The 16,478-nt window shown below is 72.1% G+C and carries 15 protein-coding genes; 7 read left to right on the top strand and 8 right to left on the bottom strand.

Annotated elements, in window-relative coordinates; genetic code table 11:
• Positions 1 to 13: 13 nt before the first annotated feature.
• Entirely contained in the window at positions 14 to 592 is a 579-nt protein-coding gene (locus ABFX81_RS34690) for a TetR family transcriptional regulator (RefSeq protein ID WP_086843941.1), read from the top strand.
• Here the strand turns inward: ABFX81_RS34690 and ABFX81_RS34685 are convergent.
• The 7 genes from ABFX81_RS34685 to ABFX81_RS34655 all read right to left on the bottom strand — a co-directional run bounded on the left by ABFX81_RS34685 (position 579) and on the right by ABFX81_RS34655 (position 8,326).
• The gene (locus tag ABFX81_RS34685; RefSeq protein ID WP_346139173.1) at positions 579 to 1,265 is read right to left on the bottom strand and encodes an ATP-binding cassette domain-containing protein; all 687 of its coding nucleotides are present in this window, start codon (positions 1,263 to 1,265) and stop codon (positions 579 to 581) included. The two genes, ABFX81_RS34690 and ABFX81_RS34685, sit on opposite strands and share 14 nt — an antisense overlap.
• Complete coding sequence (locus tag ABFX81_RS34680; protein WP_346139172.1) at positions 1,262 to 2,230, bottom strand: ABC transporter ATP-binding protein; 969 nt, start codon at positions 2,228 to 2,230, stop codon at positions 1,262 to 1,264. Before ABFX81_RS34680 ends, ABFX81_RS34685 begins: the two co-directional genes overlap by 4 nt.
• Positions 2,220 to 3,974, bottom strand: a complete 1,755-nt coding sequence (locus ABFX81_RS34675; RefSeq protein ID WP_086844502.1) for an ABC transporter permease subunit — start codon at positions 3,972 to 3,974, stop codon at positions 2,220 to 2,222. Before ABFX81_RS34675 ends, ABFX81_RS34680 begins: the two co-directional genes overlap by 11 nt.
• 8 nt (positions 3,975 to 3,982) lie before the next feature.
• Entirely contained in the window at positions 3,983 to 5,476 is a 1,494-nt protein-coding gene (locus tag ABFX81_RS34670; RefSeq protein ID WP_086844500.1) for an ABC transporter substrate-binding protein, read from the bottom strand.
• A gap of 100 nt (positions 5,477 to 5,576) precedes the next feature.
• Positions 5,577 to 5,807, bottom strand: a complete 231-nt coding sequence (locus ABFX81_RS34665; protein WP_346139171.1) for a phosphatase PAP2 family protein — start codon at positions 5,805 to 5,807, stop codon at positions 5,577 to 5,579.
• The gene (locus tag ABFX81_RS34660; RefSeq protein WP_346139170.1) at positions 5,807 to 6,865 is read right to left on the bottom strand and encodes a phosphatase PAP2 family protein; all 1,059 of its coding nucleotides are present in this window, start codon (positions 6,863 to 6,865) and stop codon (positions 5,807 to 5,809) included. The genes ABFX81_RS34665 and ABFX81_RS34660 overlap by 1 nt, the downstream gene beginning before the upstream one ends.
• A gap of 102 nt (positions 6,866 to 6,967) precedes the next feature.
• Positions 6,968 to 8,326, bottom strand: coding sequence for a helix-turn-helix domain-containing protein (locus ABFX81_RS34655; RefSeq protein WP_086844498.1), 1,359 nt, complete (start codon positions 8,324 to 8,326; stop codon positions 6,968 to 6,970).
• Between the two features lie 190 nt (positions 8,327 to 8,516).
• Between ABFX81_RS34655 and ABFX81_RS34650 the strand changes: the two genes are divergently transcribed.
• The 4 genes from ABFX81_RS34650 to ABFX81_RS34635 all read left to right on the top strand — a co-directional run bounded on the left by ABFX81_RS34650 (position 8,517) and on the right by ABFX81_RS34635 (position 12,175).
• Positions 8,517 to 9,443 carry a proline dehydrogenase family protein gene (locus ABFX81_RS34650; protein WP_086844496.1) on the top strand — a complete coding sequence of 309 codons (927 nt, stop codon included), beginning with the start codon at positions 8,517 to 8,519 and terminating at the stop codon, positions 9,441 to 9,443.
• Positions 9,444 to 9,547: 104 nt separating this feature from the next.
• Positions 9,548 to 11,179 carry an L-glutamate gamma-semialdehyde dehydrogenase gene (gene pruA, locus ABFX81_RS34645; protein ID WP_086844494.1) on the top strand — a complete coding sequence of 544 codons (1,632 nt, stop codon included), beginning with the start codon at positions 9,548 to 9,550 and terminating at the stop codon, positions 11,177 to 11,179.
• Between the two features lie 73 nt (positions 11,180 to 11,252).
• Positions 11,253 to 11,795: a GNAT family N-acetyltransferase gene (locus ABFX81_RS34640; protein WP_086844492.1), complete on the top strand. Its 543-nt coding sequence runs from the start codon at positions 11,253 to 11,255 to the stop codon at positions 11,793 to 11,795.
• A 248-nt stretch (positions 11,796 to 12,043) separates the two neighbouring features.
• Positions 12,044 to 12,175, top strand: coding sequence for a hypothetical protein (locus ABFX81_RS34635; protein ID WP_005479955.1), 132 nt, complete (start codon positions 12,044 to 12,046; stop codon positions 12,173 to 12,175).
• A gap of 80 nt (positions 12,176 to 12,255) precedes the next feature.
• Here ABFX81_RS34635 and ABFX81_RS34630 read toward each other — a convergent pair whose 3' ends face one another.
• A complete protein-coding gene (locus ABFX81_RS34630; RefSeq protein ID WP_086844490.1) occupies positions 12,256 to 13,824 on the bottom strand; it encodes a fibronectin type III domain-containing protein in 1,569 nt (522 codons plus the stop codon).
• Positions 13,825 to 13,989: 165 nt separating this feature from the next.
• Between ABFX81_RS34630 and ABFX81_RS34625 the strand changes: the two genes are divergently transcribed.
• Both ABFX81_RS34625 and ABFX81_RS34620 read left to right on the top strand, forming a co-directional pair.
• The gene (locus tag ABFX81_RS34625; protein ID WP_037668111.1) at positions 13,990 to 15,033 is read left to right on the top strand and encodes a 3-isopropylmalate dehydrogenase; all 1,044 of its coding nucleotides are present in this window, start codon (positions 13,990 to 13,992) and stop codon (positions 15,031 to 15,033) included.
• Positions 15,034 to 15,275: 242 nt separating this feature from the next.
• Positions 15,276 to 16,364: a branched-chain amino acid aminotransferase gene (locus ABFX81_RS34620; protein WP_086844488.1), complete on the top strand. Its 1,089-nt coding sequence runs from the start codon at positions 15,276 to 15,278 to the stop codon at positions 16,362 to 16,364.
• Positions 16,365 to 16,478 lie beyond the last annotated feature (114 nt).

Below are 16,478 nucleotides of genomic sequence, written 5' to 3'. Positions count from 1 at the left end.
AGGGTGAGACGCCATGGGACACCGTGAGGATCTGCTCGAAGGCGCCAAGCGCTGCCTGCTGGCGAAGGGGTTCGTGCGCACGACCGCGCGCGACATCGTCAAGGAGTCCGGGACCAACCTGGCGTCGATCGGCTACCACTACGGCTCGAAGGACGCGCTGCTGGCGCGGGCGTACGTCGAGATGGTGGAGGGGATGTCCGACGCCTTCGAGGGTGGCGGTGAGCTGAGCGGGGAGCCCGGGTCGCTGGAGCGGTTCGCCGAAGTGTGGTCGAACATCATCGCGACCATGCGGGAGCCCGGGTCGATGTGGCGGCTCAGCATGGAGATCGTGGCGATGGGCGACCAGCTGCCGGAGGTGCGGGAGCATCTCGCGCAGGCCCAGCGGGGCGGGGCGCGCGGCATCGTCACGCTCTTCCACGGCGGGAACGAGGACGACGTCCCCGAGGAGAAGGTCGACACCCTCGGCTACTTCTATCTGACCCTGATGATGGGGGTCATGGCGCAGTGGACCTTCGATCCGAAGAGCGCGCCCGAGGCCGGGCAGCTCGCCGAGGGGCTCCGCCAGGTGATCGAGGCCGCTACCCCGAAGTGACGCCGACGCGCCCCTCGCGCATCTCGACGACCCGGTCCGCGAAGTGCCGTACGACCGCCCGGTCGTGGCAGATGAACAGGTAGCCGAGGCCCAGGTCGTCCTGGAGATCGGCGAGCAGGTTCAGCACGCCCGCGCGTACCGACGGGTCGAGTGACGACACCGGCTCGTCGAGCACCAGCAGCCGCGGTTCGGATGCCAGGGCGCGGGCGATACCGGCGCGCTGGCACTGGCCGCCGGAGAGCTCGTGCGGGTGCCGGTCACCGTACGCGGGGTCCAGACCGACCCGGTCGAGGAGCTCGGTGACCCGGGCCGGGCCGTCGGCGGGATCCCAGCGGCCCTGGACCTTCAGGGGTTCGGCGACGGCGTCGCGGATGCGGTGGCGGGGGCTCAGCGAGCCGTACGAGTCCTGGAAGACGGGCTGCATACGGGGGCGCAGCGGGCGCAGCTCGCATTCGGTGAGGGATGTCAACTCCCGCCCCTCGAAGCGGACTTCACCGCTCGTCGGGCGGCGAAGCTGGAGCACCCCCAGAGCTGTGGAGGACTTGCCGCAGCCGGACGGGCCGTTCAGCGCGAGGGTCTCGCCGGCCGCCAGGGAGAAGGAGACGCCGTCCACGGCGGTGACCGTGCCGTAGCGGACGACCAGGTCGCGGACGTCGAGCAGGGGTTCGCTCATGCGGGCTGCCGCTCCTTCAGGAACAACTCGGCGGCCGGGTGGGGGAGTTCCTCCCAGCGGTGGCAGGCGACCAGGCGGCCGGAAACCTGCTGGGGCTCCGGTTCCGCCGTGCGGCAGGGGTCCGCCGCGAGCGGGCAGCGCGGTGCGAAGGCGCAGCCCGGCGGAAGGGCGCCCGGGGCGGGCGGGGTGCCGCGCAGGGCGGGGAGGCGACGGCCCGGGGGCGCGTTCTGCGGGAGGGACGCCAGCAGTCCGGCCGTGTAGGGGGCGCGGGGGCGGGTCAGCACCTCGTCGGCGGCGCCGAGTTCGGTGAGGCGTCCGGCGTACATGACCAGCACCCGGTCCGCGTGGCCCCGCACGACGTCCATGTCGTGCGTGACCAGGACGAGCGCGGCGCCGACCGCCTCCCGTTGCTCGGCCAGCAGCCGCAGCACCTGGTCGCGGCGCTCCTGGTCGAGGGCGGTGGTGGGTTCGTCGGCGACCACGATGTCCGGTTCGTTGATCGTGGCCATGGCGATCACGGCCCGCTGCCGCATGCCGCCGGAGTACTCGTGCGGATACGCCCGCGCCCTGCGGGCCGCGTCCGGGATGCCCACCCGGTCCAGGGCCGCGACCGCCCGGGCCCGGGCCTCCTTGCGGGAGACGCCGGCCACCGACCGTACGGCGGCGGCCAGTTGGTCGCCCACCGGGTGCACGGGGGACAGCGCCGACAGGGCGTCCTGCGGGACCAGGGAGATGCGGCGGCCGCGGTGGGCCGAGAGGTCCGGGCGGATCGTCCCGCTCGTGGTCGCGTCGCGCGGCAGCATGCCGAGGAGGGCGCGGGCCGTGAGGGACTTGCCCGCTCCCGACTCGCCGACGATCGCCAGCACTTCGCGGGGACGGACGTCGAAGGACAGGCCGCGCACGGCCTCGGCCCCGTCGAAGGCGATCCGCAGCTCGCGCACCGACAGCAGTGGCTCAGACTCCAACGGGGGCCTCCTTCTTGACCGGAGCCGGGGTGGCGCGCCGCCGTACCCTCCGGCCCTGGGTGAGTGCCGCGCCCGACACCGCCAGTCCCGCCAGCAGGGCCAGCGCCACCGCCGGGGCGAGGGCCGCCCACGGGGCGCGTTCCACATAGGCGCGGGACTCGTCGAGCAGCAGACCCCACTCGGGGGCGGGCGGCTGGGCGCCCAGGCCCAGGAAGCCCAGCGAGGCCAGGGCCAGGGCGATGCCCGGCAGGCGCAGCAGGGCGTGGCGGGCGACCGGGGCGGCCACGGACGGCAGGACGTGCCGGGTGAGGATCCAGAACGGGCTCGCCCCGATGGCCCGTTGGGCGGTCAGGAACGCCGACGCACGCACCTCCTGCACCAGCGCCGCCGCGTGCGCGGACAGGGCCGGCCAGGAGATCAGCGCGACCGCGAGGGCCGCGCCGCCGGTGCCGGGACCGGCGGCCGCCGCGACCAGGATGCCGACGATCACCGGGGGCAGGGCGTTGGCGATGTCCGCCGCGCCCTCCGCGATCCGGGGCAGGAAGCCCAGGGCGAGCGCGATCAGCAGGCTCAGCAGGCAGACGGCCGCCGCCGTGCCGACCGTGGAGGCGGCGCCGTGGCCCAGCCGGGCGAGCACGTCACGGCCGAGACCGTCGGTGCCCAGCGGATGCGCCCAGGAGGGCGCGGCCAGCCGGTCCATGGTGTTCACGGCGTACGGGTCGCGCAGCAGACCCCAGCCGATGGTCACGGCGAGGACGGTGAACAGCGACAACGGGATCGCGGGATGGGCGCGCACCGGCCGTGCCGGAGGCAGCGACAGCGAGGCGTCGCGCAGGGCCGGGCCCAGCAGCCGCCGCCGGGCGAGCGCCGCCAGCGCGCCCGTGACCAGGCCCAGCGCGAGCAGCGCCAGCACCGCCCCCTGGAGCAGGGGCAGGTCCTGTGACTTGGCCGCGCCGAGCGCGGTACGGCCGATGCCCGGCACGGCGAAGACCGTCTCCACGGCGACCGCGCCACCGGTGAGCCCCACGGCGACCATCCCGAACTGCGGGACCAGCGGCGGAAGGACGCGCCGCAGGGCCGCCCCGGCGATCCGCGCCCGGCTCACCCCGGCGCCCCGCCACAGCTCCACCCACCGCTCGTCGAGCACGGCGGGCAGCGCGTCCGCGACCAGCCGGCCGAGCAGCCCGCCGCCGGGGACACCGAGGGCCACGGCGGGCAGGACCATGTTCTCCGGCCCCACCCAGCCCGACGTCGGCAGCCACCCCAGCCACACCCCGAACACCAGCAGCGCGACCGTGGCCAGCAGGAACTCGGGCACGGCGGCCAGCATCGCGGCCCACGCCCCGGCCGAGGCCCGGCCCCGCACCAGCACGGGCGCCACCAGCGCGCACGCCAGCAGCAGTGCCACGCCGAGCGAGGCGCCCATCAGCGCCAGCGACACCTGGATCCCGGAGACCACGGAGGGCAGGACCTCGGTGCCCGAGACCCAGGACGTGCCGAGGTCACCGCGCAGCAGGTCCGAGGCCCAGCCGCCCAGCAGGGACAGCGGGCCGGCGTCGAGACCGAGGTCCCGTCGTACGGAGTCCAGGGCTTCCTCGGTCGGGTCCTGCTCGGCGGAGCGGGCCCGCAGCACGGCCAGTGCCGGGTCCCTGCCGGAGAGCCAGGGCAGCAGGCCGACGGCGGCCAGGACGGCGATGAGGCAGAGGAGACGGGTCAGCGTGGCGGCGTCCGCCAACCGCCTCATGGGGACCTTCACTTGACGTAGGTGTCCGCCGTGACCAGCTCCCGCTCGCGCGGGTCGTGGGCGGCACCGGTCACACCGGAGGCGTCGCCCTGGATCACCCGCTCGTGCAGCATGGGCACGGCCGCGTCCGTGCCGAGTACGGCGGCCTCGGCGGCGACGACCGCCTTGCGCCGGGCGTCGCCGGTCGGCGTCTCGCCGGCCTTCTTCAGGGCCTTGTCCACGGCCGGGTCCGCGAGCTGGGCGATGTTGAAGGAGCCGTCGGAGGCGAAGTCGCTGTAGAGATAGGCGGCCGGGTCGCCGGAGTCGAGGACGGTGGCGCGGGAGAGGATGAACGCGTCGAACCGGCCCGCCAGCGCGTCGGACTCGATGTTGGCGTACTCGCGGGCGTCGAGCTTCACCTTGAACCCGGCCTTCTGGAGCTGCTGTTGCAGCGCGGCGGCGACCTCGGGCAGCTCGGCGCGGTCGGTGAAGGTGCCGATGGTGATCGTCTTGCCGGCCGGGTCGCCGGCCTCGGCCCGCCGCACCGGCTTGCGCAACTCGGCCGCCCACGGCAGGGCGGGGCCGAGCAGCCCCTCGGCGACGTCGGCGCGCCCCTCGTACACGCCCTTCACGATCGACTCGGCGTCGATCGCCTCACGGGCCGCCGCCCGCACCGCGGCGTCCTTGAAGGGGCCCTTCTCGGTGTTGAGGTACAGGGTGTTGGTGCGCGGCATCGGGACCTCGGTGATCAGGTCCTGGTCGAGGACGGCGGCCTGCGACACCGGCACCGCCTCGACGATGTCGGCTTCGCCACTGCGCAGGGCCGCGGCCCGGGCTGTGCCGTCCGGCACGAACCGGACGTCGATGCCGGGGGCCTTGGCCTTCTTCCCCCAGTAATCGTCGTAGCGGTCGAGGGCGGCGGAGGAGGTGCCGTTGACCTTCGTCAGCTCGAAGGGACCGGTGCCCGCGCCGACGGGACTGACGGTCTTCCCCTGGTAGGCCTTGGCGGCCAGGATCGACAGCTGCGGGGAGCTGAGCCGCTGCGGGACCAGGGGGTCCTCGGTGGCGGTGGTGACGGTGACCTTGTCGCCGTCGGCCTTCACGGTCAGGTCCACGCCGTCGAGAATGCGGGGCTTGGGGGAGGCTGCGGCGGCCTTGGTGAGGGAGTTGACGACGGCTTCGGCGGTGAGCTTCGTCCCGTCGTGGAAGGTGACGCCGTCGCGCAGGGTGAAGGTCCAGTTCCGGCCGGACTGGGCCCACTCGGTGGCCAGCGCCGGCTCGGCGTCACCGTCCGCGTCCAGTTTCACCAAGGTCTCCGCCGTGGACCAGCGCGACAGCTTGAAGGCGTCGTCCGACAACGGCGACAGCCCCGAGCGGGGTGGCTGCATCATCGCGACGCGTACGCGCTTGCCCCCTGCCCCGGAGTCGTCCGTGGCCGACTGCCCACCGGAGAAACAGCCGGTGAGCAGGGCGGAGGCCGCGGTGACGGCGGCCAGGGGGATGAGTCGGGCGGGGACGCGCACGGGGACACCTCGGTCAAGGCCTGGTAAATGGTTGAACGCGCCATGACCGTAGCATGATGACAATCGTTTTCAGAAGTGGCCGATCTTGAGGTGTCTGATTTCAGCGGACGGGGCGGAAGTACCTCCGCAATGCCCAGGCGGCGAGCCGGCGGCCGGTGGCGTTGCCCACCTCGTCGGCCGTCCGGGTGTGGATGCCGCCCCAGACCCGGGCGTCGACGACGCCCTGCTCGTACGCGTGGGCGTAGCGGTAGTGGCGGGAGGCGCCGGTGGTGGTCGACCGGATGTGCAGGTCGACGCGGGAGGTGCCGAGGATCCCGGTCAGCATGCGCATCAGCGCACCGCCCATGGTGGCGTGGCCGCTGAGGTAGTCGGGGTGCGCCGGGGTGACGAGCAGCGGCTCCCAGTGCCGGTCCGCCCGGGTCGCCGGGTTGCCGTCGGTGTCCGCTTCCCGGATGGCGGTGACGGGCCGCCAGGCGCCGTAGTGGAGTTTGGCGTCCCAGGCGGCGATGACGGCGTCGGCCTGTGCCGTGTTGGCCGCCGCGTACAGGCGTGCCGTCTCGGCGATGTCGAATCCGTGCCGGGTGCGTGGTCGCCCAGAGCCCCTTGCAGGTCCAGGTTGGTGAAATACCGTGCCGTGTCCGTCTGTTCGGGGGTCCGGTGCGAGCCGGTCCGGCCTCCGTAGGCCGCCAGTTCGTGGAGGTCCCTCGCGTACCGGGCGGAGCGGAGCGCCGGCGGCGGGCCGGGGCGGAACTGGTGCGGGGAGTCCAGCAGCAGCGGCCGGACCCTGCCGATCCAGGCGCTGGCGAAGGGCTCGTGTCCGGGCGGGGTGGGGCGCCAGACGCCGGGGCGCGGGCGCGCGGGAAACGGCACGGACGCGCCGCGGCCGTCATCGCGGCGGAGGTCGATGATGTGGTCGGCGGCGGACTTCCCGAACGCGACGCCCCGGTCCTCGGCCTCGCCGTCGGGGATCTTCGCGAGCGTGCCGGTCAGGGCGGTGTCCAGCCGGGGCGCGGCCCCGGGGAAGTGGTGGCGCAGCACCTGGTGGGCCGCCGAGGCGGCAGCCGCCGCGGACGAGGCCGTACGAGGTGCCCGCCCGTCCCACTTGTACGGGGTGAAGCGGCCCTCGATGCCGACGACGGCGTTGTAGACGGCGGTGGAGACGTACGCCTCCCAGATGAACATCTCGGCCGGGCCCGGGCGGGCCTCGGCCTCGATGGTGGTCTCCGCCGTGCGCATCCACTCGATGATGGCCGACGCGTCGGACGTCGCTCCCGCGGGACGGTCCTCCCCGGCACTGGCGTGGGCGCCCGGCAGCGCGAGTGCGAGCACCCCGCAGGCCAGCCCCGCCACCACCGTTCGCGTCGCAGACCAGGCGCGTCGGTTCCGCACGTGAACTCCTCCCAGTCGTTGGCACACCAGGAGAACCGTGACCGGGCTCGGCTTCCGACGGAGCGCGGGTCCGCCCTGAAACCGCCCGTTCGGGCGACGGACTCACTCGGACGGCCTGGTGTCCTGCCCCTGTGCCAGCCGGGCTCCCTTCAGCGCCATGTGCAGGAGCAGGCGGTCCTCGCCGTCGTCCAGGTCCAGGCCGGTGAGCTTCTCGATCCGGGACAGGCGGTAGTACAGGGTCTGGCGGTGGATGCCCAGCTCGGCGGCGGCCCGGGCGGCCTGGCCGGCGCAGTCGAGGTAGACCTCGGCGGTACGGGCGAGCTCCTGGTGGACGGGGAAGAGCAGGGCGTGCACCGCCGGGTCGCGGGCCACCTCCGGCGGCAGCGCGGTGAGCATCCGGAACGGCCCGATCGACGCCCACTGGGCGACGGGCCCCAGCCGGGGCTCGGCCGACGCGGCCCGCGCCGCCGCCGACGCCTCCCGCCAGGCCGTTCCCAGCTCGGCGAGGCCGGAACGGGGCGTTGAGAGACCGGCGGCGGCGGACCCGACCCCGGCGCCCGCCCCGCGCGAGGCGCCACCGGTCGCTCCGCGAGGGGTGGGGCCGGGGGAGGTGAGGTCTGTCGGTCTACCTGATGTGCCGGTCGCTCCGTGCGAGCCCGGGCCGGTCGGCGCCCGCCCCGTGCCGTCAGCCGGACCGCTTCCTCCGCCCGCCCGCTCCAGCAGACGGGCTGCCGCTGTCGTCGCCGGAGTCAGTACGTCGGCCGAGCGCAGGCGGATCAGGACGGCCACGCACTGGGACGACGCCCCCCACGGCAGGGTGCACATGGCTGTCGCGCCCGGCATCGTGCGGACCGACGGGGCGTCGTCGGGGTCGGCCGTGGGCCAGGGGGCGACGCAGAGCACCGTGTGGAGGCCGTCGGCGCGGGGGCCGAGGGCGGTGCGGAGTTCCGCGATGGCCATGTCGCGCTGCCAGTCGCGGTCGGCGGTGAGGACGGCCCGCAGCTCGCGGCTGAGGTCGGCACCGTGCTGGGCCTCGTCCGCGAGCAGCGCGCCGATCCGGGCCGTGACCCGCATGGCGGCGGACAGCTGGCCTTCGCTCGGGCCGGGATCGTCGTCGAGCAGCCAGACGTAGCCGTGGACCACTCCCCGGTGGCGGACGGGCAGGCAGATCCGGCCCCGGTACACCCCGGCCTCCGGCGTCGGCGGGATACGGACCGGGCCGGTCGCGCGCGTGATGCCGAAGCCCTCGAACCACGCCCGGACGGCCGCCGTCGAGCGGCGGGTGAGGATCGAGCGGGTGCGCACCGGGTCCAGGGCCGACGGATCGAGATCGCCCTCACTGTCGTACGCGCCGAAGGCGATCAGCTCGAAGTCCCGGTTCTCCAGCGTCGCGGGCGCCCCGAGCAGCTCGGAGATCTCGTCGACCAGCTCCTCGTAGTCATCCCTGTGTTCCGACGTCATCCGGGCATTGTCCCGCACCCGAGGGGACCCTTCATACATCTGTCTGAGATCTGCGGCACGGATGCGTGACAGCTGTCGATGGCCGACAGTCGGAGGGATCCTTAGGTTTCACGGTGGTTCTCCGTGCCGTACCCGAAGCGTCATCCGCCCGGCGTCCGGCCATCCGTTGGTTGTGCTCTGGAGGTGCCCCGTGCTGGGTCCCGTGATTCTCGCCGCGTCGCGCAGCGACCGGATGCGACGCCTGGTTTCGGCGGCACCGGTGACCAAACAGGTCGTCGACCGATTCATCGCGGGCGAGGGCGTCGACGACGTCGTGCCGGTCATCCGGGAGCTCACCGGGCAGGGCCTGGAGCTGACGATGGATGTCGTCGGCGAGGACATCACCAACCCCGCTCAGGCCGCCGCCGCACGGGACGCCTACCTGGAGCTGATCGACCGCCTGAAGCCGCTGGAGCTCGGCACCCGCGCCGAGATGTCCGTGAAGCTGTCGATGTTCGGGCAGGCCCTGGACGGCGGCCACGAACTGGCCCTCGCCAACGTCCGCCCGGTCGTCGAGGCTGCCGCCGAGATCGGCACGACGGTCACCCTGGACGCCGAGGACCACACCACCCTCGACTCGATGTTCGCCATCCACGAGGAGCTGCGGAAGGACTTCCCGCAGACCGGCTGCGTCATCCAGGCGTACCTCTTCCGCACCGAGGCCGACGCCCGCCGCCTCGCCGCGAACGGCAGCCGGGTACGCCTGGTCAAGGGCGCGTACAAGGAGCCGGGCTCGGTCGCGTATCTGGACGAACACGAGATTGATCGGGCATACGTTCGGGTCCTCAGGACGTTGATGGAGGGGGAGGGGTACCCGATGATCGGGTCCCACGACCCGCGCCTGATCGCCATCGGCCAGGAGCTCGCCCACCGCGCCGGGCGAAAGCTCGACGAGTACGAGTTCCAGATGCTCTACGGCATCCGCACCGAGGAGCACCTGCGGCTGGCCGCCGAGGGCCACCGGATGCGCGTGTACACCGCGTACGGCACCGACTGGTACGGCTACTTCATGCGCCGACTCGCGGAGAAGCCGGCCAACCTGCGCTTCTTCGCCCGCTCGATGCTGACAAAGGGCTGAGGCCCGACAAGGACCGAAGCCCGACAAGGGCTGAGGCTCACCGAGGACTGAGGCTCGTCAAGGGCTGAGACCGAATCACCGCTCAGTAAGGAGTTACGGAAAACATGGACGCTGTGACCCAGGTCCCCACCCCCGTCAACGAGCCGGTGCACGGCTATGCCCCCGGCTCGCCCGAGCGTGCCCGGCTGGAGGCCAGGCTGAAGGAGCTGGCCGACAACCCCGTCGACCTGCCCTGCACCATCGGCGGCGAGAAGCGGATGGGCGGCGGTGAGGCCTTCGAGGTCGTCCAGCCGCACAACCACAAGGCCGTGCTCGGCACGTACCGCAACGCCACGCAGGCGGACGCCCAGGACGCCATCGACGCGGCCCTGGCCGCCGCGCCCGCCTGGCGTGCGATGTCCTTCGACGACCGCGCGGCGATCATCCTGCGCGCCGCCGAGCTGCTGTCCGGCCCCTGGCGCGAGACGCTCGCCGCCTCCACCATGCTCGGCCAGTCCAAGACCGCCCAGCAGGCCGAGATCGACACGCCCTGCGAGCTGATCGACTTCTGGCGGTTCAACGTCTCCTACGCCCGCAAGCTCCTGGCCGAGCAGCCGCCGGCCAACTCCCCGGGTGTGTGGAACCGTCTGGACCACCGCCCGCTGGAGGGCTTCGTCTACGCGATCACGCCCTTCAACTTCACCGCGATCGCGGGCAACCTGCCGACCGCCCCGGCCCTGATGGGCAACGTCGTCGTCTGGAAGCCGTCCCCGACGCAGACCCACGCCGCCGTGCTGCTCATGCAGCTCCTGGAGGAGGCGGGCCTGCCCAAGGGCGTCATCAACCTCGTCACCGGTGACGGCATCGAGGTCTCCAAGGTCGCCCTGGAGCACCGTGACCTCGCGGGCATCCACTTCACCGGCTCGACCAAGACCTTCCAGTACCTGTGGAAGACGGTCGGCAACAACATCGAGAAGTACCGCACCTACCCGCGTCTGGTCGGCGAGACCGGCGGCAAGGACTTCCTCGTCGCCCACCCGTCGGCGGACCCGGCCATCCTGAAGACGGCGCTCACCCGCGGTGCCTTCGAGTACCAGGGCCAGAAGTGCAGCGCCACGTCCCGGGCGTACGTCCCCGCCTCGATCTGGAACTCCGGCTTCAAGGAGGAGTGGGCCGCCGAGGTCGACGGCATCAAGATGGGTGACGTCACCGACCTGTCGAACTTCATCGGCGCCGTCATCGACGAGCGTGCCTTCGCCAAGAACAAGGCCGCCATCGACCGGGCCAAGGAGGACCCCTCCTGCACGATCGTCGCGGGCGGCACCTATGACGACTCCGAGGGCTGGTTCGTCCGCCCGACGGTCATCGAGTGCACCGACCCGGAGAACGAGGTCTTCCGCACCGAGTACTTCGGCCCCGTCATCGCCGTGCACGTCTACGAGGACGACAAGTACGACGAGATGCTGACGCAGATGGAGTCCGTCTCCGACTACGCCCTGACCGGCTCGGTGATCGCGAACGACCGCGCTGCGGCGGCCTACACGGCCGACAAGCTCCGCTACGCGGCCGGCAACTTCTACATCAACGACAAGTCGACCGGCGCCGTCGTCGGCCAGCAGCCCTTCGGCGGCGGCCGTGCCTCCGGCACCAACGACAAGGCCGGCGCCCCGCAGAACCTGATGCGCTGGACCCTGACCCGCGCCATCAAGGAGACGCTGGTCCCGCCGACCGACTACACCTACCCGCACATGGGCTGAGCCCCGTGGCACCGACGGGCCAGGTCACGAAATGACCTGGCCCGTCGGCATGTCCGCGGGGAAGACTGGGCCGATGACCACCCGCGCGCGCACCGCCCACACCGCCGACCTCACGCCCGCCGAACTCGACGCCGTGCGGGCCCTGCTGGACGCCGCCTTCGACGGCGACTTCGGCGACGAGGACTGGGACCACGGCCTCGGAGGCATGCACGCCCTCGTGCACGACGGCTCCGGGCTCGCCGCGCACGGGGCGGTCGTGATGCGCCGGGTGCGGCACCGCGGCCGGTGGCTGCGCGCCGGGTACGTCGAGAACGTCGCCGTACGCGCCGACGCCCGCCGTACCGGCCTCGGCGGGCAGGTCATGGCGGAGCTGGAACGCGTGATCGACCGCGCCTACGACTTCGGGGCCCTCTCCGCCAGCGACGACGGTGCCCGGCTCTACACCTCCCGCGGCTGGCGACTGTGGCGCGGCCAGGTGCACGCCCTCAGCCCGCAGGACGGCGTCGTCCGCCTGCCGGAGGAAGAGGACAGCACCTACGTCCGGCCCGCCCTCGCGGGCTCGCTCGACCCCGCGCAGGAACTGCTCTTCGACTGGCGTGACGGAGACGTGCTCTAGGAATCACCACAGGTCAGCGCGGTGTGATGCAGTCCACCGTCTCAGATAGTAGGAAGTCCGAGTAATTGTGGAGACAGACGCTCCGGCCTCCCTTAGTTTTGTAGGAGCCGAACGTCTCGCTCGACCAAGCGAATGGCGGTCGTGAGCCGGGCCCCGCGCAGGCAACCCCTGCGGCACCGCTCCCCGCCCCATCCGGCGTCTCGTAACCCTCCCTGTGCACTCCGTGCTGTCGAAGGAGTCGATTCACCATGGCCGAGACGACCGTCCGCCGCCGAGTCCGTCACGTCTCCCGTACGACCGAGTCCGACCGCAAGAACGCCGCCGCCGCGCTCCAGCGCGCCCTCGACCGCAGGGACAACGGCGGATCCACCGGTCACTGAGGTCCTGAGCGCATTCACCGGTCACTGAGCCGCAACACCCCTGGTCCGGGAGCCGCACCCGACGAGGCGCGGTGCGGGGCTCACGCCCCGCGCCGCACCTCGAAATGGTCGATCCGCTCACCGCTCGACGCCAGCGCCGACACCTTCAGCCTCGCCGCGGCGCCGCTCTCCGCCTCCACGGAGAGGAACGAGAAACCGCGGTAGCGCACCCGCGACCACTGCACCGACTCCGCCTTGGTGTCCCGGGACTTCGTCCACCGGAACGTGTCGACCGACTCGCGGTCGGCGGTGTTCCTCTCGTAGCTCTCCTTCACGCCGTCGGGGAAGCCGTACAGCTCCTTGCCGCCACCGCCGGCCGTGACGTACACGATCCCGTCCCGCCGTGGATCCGTCGTCCCGCCGACCGGAACCGGCCTGCCCACCTCGCCGTTCCGGATGGCGTCGGTGCGCTCGTAGACGTGGTTGTGCCCGTTGATCACCAGGTCCACCTGGTGCTTGGCGAACAGCGGCAGCCACTCGGCACGCACCCCGCCGTCCGAGGCGTGCGTGGACGTCGAGTACGCGCAGTGGTGGAAGAAGACGACGACGAAGTCGACGGAAGCGTCGTCCCGCAGTTCGCCGAGCTTCCCGTCCAGCCACTTCGTCTGCCGCCCCTCCGTGTAGCCGAAGTTGGCGGGGATCTCGTACGACACGTCGTTCGCGTCCAGCGCGACCACGCCGACGTTGCCGTACGTGAAGGCGTACACCCCCGGTGCCGTGCGCGCGTCGAAGCCGCTCTCCGGCAGGGAGAAACGGGCGAGTTGGCCGCCGTAGCCGTCCGGCGAGTACCAGGCCTCCATGTCGTGGTTGCCGGTCGTCACCATCCACGGCACCGACCTGGCCACCGGCTCGGTCTGCTTCAGGAACCGGTCCCACTGCCCGGCGTCGAAGACGTCCGACTCCTTGCCCTTGCCGGTCGGGTCGGCATAGCAGATGTCGCCGGCGTGGAGGTGGAACGCCGGGCCCCGGCGCAGCAGCAGACGGTCGTTGAGGGCCGCCTCCTCGCCGACGCCCTGGTCGCCGAACGCGGTGAACACGAACCGCTCGGGCGGATTGGCCGGGGCCGTGCGGAAGGACGTGACGGTCGACCGGTGCCCCGGGGACGCCGGATCGAAGCCCTCGTGGCCGACGCCGTAGTAGTACGTCGTGTCCGGGCGCAGGCCGTCCAGGGCCGCGTGCAGGTAGTACTGCTCGACCGCCGGCCGTACGCCCTTCAGCTCCGGGGTGTGCAGGTCGCGCAGCTCCGCCTCGATCTTGCGCCCGATGTCGTCGGGGCGCAGGCCCACCCGGACGTACGGCCTGCGCACCGCCAGCGGTACCTGCCAGGAGATCCGCATCTGCGTCTTCGGGTCGGCGCCGAAGGCGAGATGGCGGCCGAAGGGCGTGATGTGGGAGCCGGGCGCCTTCGACGTGCTCGGCGACGGGCTCCTGGTCGCCGTACCGCCCGCCGGCCCGGAGCCGGAACAGCCGGTCAGCAGACCTCCCGCGACCGCGCCCGCCGTCACCAGCGTGCGGCGCCGCGACAGCCGCGTGCGCAGGTACTCGTGCTGTTCCGCCATGCTCATCCGGCGCGCGAGCTCGGGCGGGATGCCGAAGTGGGGGATCTCCATGTCGGGTCAATTTCCCAGCGAACGCCAACATCCGCCCCACATACGGGTGAACGGAATCCGTCGGCCGCGTGCGCTCCGCCGGGCGGGTGCCGTGTCGCCTGCCCTGCGCTGTCCGCATCACGGACACCCCGTGTCATCACATGGGACGAGGAGTAGGGTGCCCGCATGTCTCGCAGCATCAATCTCGCAGTGATTCCCGGTGACGGCATCGGCCAGGAAGTCGTGGCCGAAGGCCTGAAGGTCCTCTCCGCCGTCCTTCCGCAGGATGTGAAGCTGGAGACCAAGGACTACGACTTCGGCGCCAAGCGTTACCACGCCACCGGTGAGACCCTCACCGACGCCGACCTCGACGCCCTGAAGAAGCACGACGCCATCCTGCTCGGCGCGATCGGCGACCCGAGCGTGCCGTCCGGCGTCCTGGAGCGCGGCTTCCTGCTGAAGCTCCGCTTCGCCTTCGACCACCACGTCAACCTGCGTCCCTCGAAGCTGCTGCCGGGTGTCGCCACCCCGCTGGCCGGCGAGCCGCAGATCGACTTCGTCGTGGTCCGCGAGGGCACCGAGGGCCCGTACACCGGCAACGGCGGCACGATCCGCAAGGGCACCGAGCACGAGGTCGCCACCGAGGTGTCCGTGAACACGGCCTTCGGTGTCGAGCGCGTGGTCCGTGACGCCTTCGCGCGTGCTCAGGCCCGCCCGCGCAAGAAGCTGGCGCTGATCCACAAGAACAACGTGCTGACCTTCGCGGGTCACCTGTGGACCAACATCTTCAACAAGGTGGCCGAGGAGTTCCCCGAGGTCACCACCGAGTACATGCACGTCGACGCGGCGACCATCTACCTGGTCACCCAGCCCGAGCGCTTCGACGTGATCGTCACCGACAACCTCTTCGGCGACATCATCACCGACCTCGCCGCGGCCGTCTCCGGCGGCATCGGCGTGGCGGCCTCCGGCAACATCAACCCGTCCGGAGAGTTCCCCTCGATGTTCGAGCCCGTGCACGGCTCGGCCCCGGACATCGCCGGCCAGGGCAAGGCCGACCCGACCGCCACGGTGCTGTCCGTCGCCCTGCTCCTGCGCCACCTCGGCTACGAGGCCGAGGCCGCCCGTATCGACGAGGCGGTCTCCGCCGACCTGTCGGAGCGCACCGGCAAGCCCGCCCGCTCCACCTCGGAGATCGGCGACGCGCTCGCCGTACGAGTAGCCGGCTGACCCGCCGCTGCTTCACCCAAGCCGCCGGGTCGCATCCGCACCCGGCGGCTTCCGCATGTTCCCGCCGGGTGTCACCATCGACCACCGGGCCGCATTCACCCCGTTCCGTCCTCCGTCGCCCCCGGGCGATAATCGAACGCGAGGCCGCGGAACGAGGGAATGCTCGGACGTCCTAGCACTGGTCACCATCAGAGCTGTACCGAGCGCGGCCCGTCACTACAACCGGTGAAGGACTTCAATCCATGACGACGCCCACGATCGAGCTCAAGCCGTCCGCCAACCCGCTCTCCGCCGCAGACCGGGAGGCGATCCTGGCCAACCCCGGGTTCGGCCGCCACTTCACCGACCACATGGTGACGATCAAGTGGACGGAGGGCCGCGGCTGGCACGACGGCCAGCTCGTGCCGTACGCGCCGATCTCCCTCGACCCCGCCACCACGGTCCTGCACTACGCGCAGGAGATCTTCGAGGGGCTGAAGGCCTACCGCCGCCCCGACGGCTCGGTCGCCACGTTCCGGCCGGAGAAGAACGCCGAGCGCTTCCAGAGCTCCGCGCGCCGGCTGGCGATGCCCGAGCTGCCGGTCGAGACGTTCATCGAGGCGTGCGACGCCCTGGTGAAGCAGGACAAGGCGTGGGTGCCGGCGCACGGCGGGGAGGAGTCCCTCTACCTGCGCCCGTTCATGATCGCGACCGAGGTCGGGCTGGGTGTGAAGCCGGCCAACGAGTACCTGTTCCTGGTCATCGCCTCCCCGGCCGGCGCGTACTTCCCGGGCGGCGTCAAGCCGGTCTCCATCTGGGTCTCCGAGGACCGCGTCCGCGCCGTGCCCGGCGGCATGGGCGACGCCAAGACCGGCGGCAACTACGCGGCGTCCCTGCTGGCGCAGGCCGAGGCCGCGACCAAGGGCTGCGACCAGGTCTGCTACCTCGACGCGGTCGAGCACAAGTGGGTCGAGGAGCTCGGCGGCATGAACCTGTACTTCGTCTACGGCAACAAGATCGTCACGCCGTCCCTCACGGGCTCCATCCTGGAGGGTGTCACGCGGGACTCGCTGCTCGCCGTCGCCCGTGACCTCGGGTACGAGGCCGAGGAGGGCCGGGTCTCGGTCGACCAGTGGCAGCGGGACTCGGAGAACGGGTCGCTCACGGAGGTGTTCGCCTGCGGTACGGCCGCGGTGATCACGCCGGTCGGTACGGTGAAGCGCGCCGGGGCCGAGTGGCGGCAGAGCGGGGGAGAGCCGGGCGAGGTCACGCTCCGGCTCCGCCAGGCGCTGCTCGACATCCAGCGCGGTACGGCGGAGGACAAGCACGGCTGGATGCACCAGCTGGGTTAGGCGGCACTCGGCGTCGGTGCCGGACTCGCCGGGGCTCCGCCCCGGACCCCCGGCCCACGCCCGCCCACCCCCCGGACTCGGTCGGCCAAGAAGCCGCGTTTGCCGCATCCGCGC

Source organism: Streptomyces coeruleofuscus (assembly GCF_039532725.1).
Taxonomy (GTDB): Bacteria; Actinomycetota; Actinomycetes; order Streptomycetales; family Streptomycetaceae; genus Streptomyces; species Streptomyces coeruleofuscus.
The sequence above is the reverse complement of the archived record's forward strand: the minus strand, read 5'-3'. Positions and strand labels throughout refer to the sequence as shown.